At 38.8% G+C, this 4,480-nt stretch carries 4 protein-coding genes; 3 read left to right on the forward strand and 1 reads right to left on the reverse strand.

Features of this window, described 5'->3' with window-relative positions:
• From AC1DND_RS20675 to AC1DND_RS20685, 3 genes are all read left to right on the forward strand, one after another.
• Positions 1-742 (forward strand): substrate-binding domain-containing protein (locus AC1DND_RS20675; RefSeq protein WP_477584516.1); only part of this gene is annotated, 742 nt, incomplete at its 5' end.
• A gap of 123 nt (positions 743-865) precedes the next feature.
• Positions 866-2,494 (forward strand): sodium/sugar symporter, encoded by a 1,629-nt coding sequence (locus tag AC1DND_RS20680; protein WP_477584518.1) that lies wholly within the window; start codon positions 866-868, stop codon positions 2,492-2,494.
• Positions 2,495-2,545: 51 nt separating this feature from the next.
• Complete coding sequence (locus AC1DND_RS20685) at positions 2,546-3,964, forward strand: glycoside hydrolase family 28 protein (RefSeq protein WP_477584520.1); 1,419 nt, start codon at positions 2,546-2,548, stop codon at positions 3,962-3,964.
• Positions 3,965-4,161: 197 nt separating this feature from the next.
• Here AC1DND_RS20685 and AC1DND_RS20690 read toward each other — a convergent pair whose 3' ends face one another.
• Positions 4,162-4,443, reverse strand: coding sequence for a hypothetical protein (locus tag AC1DND_RS20690; RefSeq protein ID WP_477584522.1), 282 nt, complete (start codon positions 4,441-4,443; stop codon positions 4,162-4,164).
• Positions 4,444-4,480 lie beyond the last annotated feature (37 nt).

The following is a 4,480-nucleotide window of genomic DNA, read 5'->3' on the forward strand; positions in this document are numbered from 1 at the left end:
GCAATACGGTTACCATGTACTTATTTATCAAACCCACGAGAATATAGAAGCAGAAGTTGCCTTCACCAATAGTTTATTAAATGGCAGGGTAGATGGTATTCTTACATCAGTATCGAGCAGCGAGTATAACAGTGAATATTATACCAACCTGGTTAAGAAAATTCCATTGGTGTTTTTTGACCGCGTTTATGAAAACCTGGATGCAGTTAAAGTAACTACCGATGATTACGAAATTGCTTTTCAGGCGACTGAGCATTTAATTGAATGCGGTTGTACCAAAATTGCGTATTTATATGGGTTGGAAAATCTTCCAGCTGGTAAAGCCAGGTTTGCAGGTTATCTTGATGCACTGAAAACGCATGGAATAGCTGCTGATGAGCAGCCCGTTGTTAAATATCAGGATGACGAAGACCTTAATCTGCAACATATAAAGGAACTGCTTAAAAAGTATAAGCCCGATGCTCTTTTTTCTTCCATTGAAGAATTTATTATTCCTGCTTATTGCGCCTGTAGAGAAATGGACCTTAAGATTCCGGATGATGTGAAAATACTGAGCTTTTCGAACCTGAGTACCGCAAAACTGTTGAGCCCCTCACTTACCACAATCTCACAGCCGGCCTTCGAAATCGGGCGCGAAGCGGCAAAATGCCTGTTCAAAATTCTCAATAATAAACAACTGGATGATGAACAGAATATTATATTGAAATCGGTGCTCACTAAGCGCGAATCAACAGGCTGCTAACGGGGATAAGTCTATGTTGTTGCTACAAGCTAGGCGAAAACGTTTACGTAATTAAATAATCGAATTTAGCCCCCAACATTGGGATTTTTTCTGATTTTTAAAAAACCCAAATATAAAATCTATATGAACCACCTGTCTGCATTCGATTATGCTGTTTTTTTGATGTATTTTATTATTGTTTCGGCATATGGCTATTGGGTTTATCGGAGCAAGAAAAAAAAGCGTACCGATACCAAAGATTATTTTCTGGCAGAAGGCTCACTTACCTGGTGGGCAATTGGTGCATCTATCATTGCGTCTAATATTTCTGCCGAGCATTTTATTGGCATGTCGGGTTCGGGTTTTGCTATGGGGCTTGCCATTGCAAGTTACGAATGGATGGCAGCCGCCACGCTAATTATTGTAGCCATATTCTTTCTACCCATTTATATTAAGAACAAAATTTACACTATGCCACAGTTCCTGTCTAACCGCTATAATAATACGGTGAGTACACTGATGGCTGTTTTTTGGTTACTCGTTTATGTGTTTGTAAACTTGACGTCTATTTTCTTTCTTGGTGCCATTGCTATTGAAACCATTACAGGCGTTCCTTTTAATATATGCATCATTTTCCTGGCCATTTTTTCTGCTATCATTACGCTGGGTGGGATGAAGGTAATTGGTTATACCGATGTAATACAGGTTTTTGTTTTAGTTGCAGGTGGGTTGATTACCTGTTATATGGCACTTAAACTCGTAGCCGAAAAATTAGATGCGCCAAGTGTTTTAGCCTCGCTTCCATTATTACGCAGTGAAGCGTCTGATCATTTTCATATGATATTTTCGAAAGGAGATAAATTCTACAACGAACTGCCAGGTATTGCGGTACTGGTAGGTGGTTTGTGGATCAATAATTTAAATTACTGGGGCTGTAACCAGTATATCGTTCAAAGGGCGTTGGGAGCCGATTTAAAAACCGGGCGCAACGGACTAATATTTGCTGCATTTTTAAAATTACTAATTCCGGTAATTGTTGTTATTCCAGGTATTGCGGCTTATGTGCTTTATCAACGTGGTTATTTTCATTCAGAAATGCTCGATGCCGCAGGAACGGTTAAACCAGATCATGCTTATCCGGTACTTATGAATTTATTGCCTGCAGGGATTAAAGGCCTTGCTTTTGCCGCACTTACTGCTGCTATTGTGGCCTCTTTAGCAGGGAAATGCAATAGTATAGCCACCATATTTACGCTTGATATTTACAAAAAGTTTATCAAACCCGAAGCTTCAGAAACACGTTTGGTTTCAGTTGGTCGGTGGTCTGTGGTTATTGCATCCTTAATTGCTATCGTTATTGCGCCTGCATTGCGAAGTTTTGATCAGGTTTATCAATTTATTCAAGAATATGTCGGTTTTATTTCACCGGGTGTTTTTGCCATCTTTTTACTGGGCTTTTTCTGGAAAAAAACCACTTCACGTGCAGCCCTAACTGCTGCATTACTAACTATACCATTATCTATCTTGTTTAAATTTTTACCCACATTAACCAATGGGGCCATTGAGCCAATCCCTTTCTTAAACAGGATGTCGTGGGTATTTGTGATCATCATTATTTTGATGGTTTTGGTTACGTTAACCGATCCGAAAAGTAAAGATAATCCACAGGGTCTTGAAATAGACCGTAGCATGTTTAAGGTTACTCCGGCATTTACCATTGCCTCGGTTATAATATGTGGTATTCTTGCAGCACTTTATACCGTTTTTTGGTAAACGGGTCTTTGCCTAAAATAGCTCTATGTATTTATTCCTAATGAATTGAAAATGAAGATCAAAATATTACTCTTTTTTGCAATGCTGATTTCTTTCGGCACGCTGGCCCAAAATAAATTATACAATATTAAAAACTACGGCGCAGTTGGCGATGGCAAAACCAATGATGCAGCTGCTATTCAGAAAACCATCGATGCCTGTGCTGCAGCAGGCGGTGGGCAGGTAATTGTACCAGCTGGTTATGTGTTTTTAACTGGTCCTTTTAACTTAAAATCGTTCATCGATTTAAGAGTGGAGGGTGGTGCTAAGCTCTTGGCTAGTCCGGATGAAAAATTATATACCCAAAGTGCCTTTCGTGAAAACAAAGGCGAGGGAACCGTTTGGATAGGCGGGGAAAAACTAGAACAGGTAAGCATCAGTGGAACAGGTGTAATTGATGGAAATGGGATTTCGTTTATGGGGGAGGAGCTTAGCGACTCATATGTGTTAAAACCCTTTAATGTTGTAGACCCCAGGCCGCATTTGCTTACTTTGATCGGTTGTAATAAACTGAACATAGATGGGGTAACTTTTCAGAATTCAGCCTACTGGACGGTCCATTTAGTGGGTTGTAATGATGTATCGATATCGAATATTACGCTGTTGAACAGTATTAAAATCCGTAACAGCGATGGTATTGATCTTGATCATAGTAAAAATGTGAGGATTACCAATTGTTTTATCGAATCAGGTGATGATTGTATCTGCTTAAAAAACAGACGTGAATTTGAAGAATATGGTGCCTGCGAAAATATTGTGATTAGTAACTGCACCATGACCTCTAGCTCATGCGCCATTAAAATAGGTTCTGAAAATATGGACCGGATCAGTAATGTGCTCATCAATAATTGTAATATCAGGAAAAGCAACCGCGGCATTGGTATTCAAAACCGTGATGAGGGCACAGTAAACAACGTAATTTTCTCCAACCTGTTTATCGAATCCAAACTTTTTTCGGATGTATGGTGGGGCAAGGCAGAGCCGATTTATATTACTGCTTACCCAAGAGCAACCAGCAACAATAAAGATGCTGGTTGGCGTTTACCAAAAGGACAAACCAAGGGAAAGGTAGGAGCGGTTAAAAATATTTATTTCAGCAATATCAGATGTACGGGAGAAAGTGGTGTGTATATCAGCGGCGAAAGCCCCGATAAAATTTCAGAGATCTACTTTGATCAGGTTAGTGTTTATCTTGATAAAACCACAAAGGAAGAAGGAGGCGTATACGATCGTAGGCCGAGCAATGTAGAAGGACTTGTTAAAAGTGCAATTGCAGGGTTTTATTTTGAAAATACGGGATACATCAGTTTACTTAACAGCAATGTGGTATGGGGTGTAAATAAACCTGGTTATGCCGGAAAAGCCATCGAACAAAAGAATGTAAGTAAGCTCAAAACGGTGAACTTTAACGAAACTACAGTAGATAAATAATTAAGGATAGCCCCCAATAATTAAATGCTTCAACTGTAGCCCTGTCAGTTGGGCTAGGCCTGCTAAGTACACCCTATTTTAAATATTTTTGCAAATAAATATGCTAAAATTCAATTAAAGGACTGTTTTATAACCCTAAAGGAAGATTGTATTGATTTAACTAGCGCTTAACAACGACTAAAAGTATAATAGAATATTTATTGGAATTCAGGCTGCTCTTCTCTTTGAGTAATTTCGGCCATTGCAATAACAATTTCGTTAATGGTTTTGATGCTGAAGACATGTTTGCCAGTTAACCACCTTTTAATTTCATCAGGATTAATATCCAGTATGGAAGCAAGATCGTTTTCTGTTGCACCTTTTTCTGCAAGTACTTTTGTGGTTTTATTGGCAACTTCAAGATTTAGCTGCGCTAGTTTCTCAATTGCTGGATTTCCGGTTTCTTCCAGCCAGATTGAAACAAAATCATTTTCTTCCATTTTATTCTTTTTTACCGTTTAGAACAATCATATATTT

The organism is Pedobacter sp. 01N416, from assembly GCF_056399685.1.